At 42.0% G+C, this 245-nt stretch carries 1 protein-coding gene; it reads left to right on the plus strand.

Features of this window, described 5'->3' with window-relative positions; genetic code table 11:
• The coding region (locus tag Q4563_RS21825) for a hypothetical protein (RefSeq protein WP_303606027.1) at window positions 1–245 on the plus strand (245 nt) is incomplete at both ends.

Consider the following 245-nt stretch of genomic DNA (forward strand, 5'->3'; position numbering starts at 1 on the left):
GTTCAAGTGATTCGTCCTGAAGCAATACTATGTAAAGGAAGTCAGGCAGAGCATGGCTTAAATAAATGGCTAGGGTATATCGATCGATTTATTCTATTCCGCTGGCAATTAAAACAAGCAGCCCGATGGGCTGATGTAGTTCATATCTGCGATCATTCAAATGCAATGTATGCCAAATGGGTTAATAGGCCTTCTTTGGTAACTTGCCATGACCTGATGGCTATTCAAAGTGCGTTGGGGTTGAT

Source organism: Gilvimarinus sp. 1_MG-2023 (genome assembly GCF_030548285.1).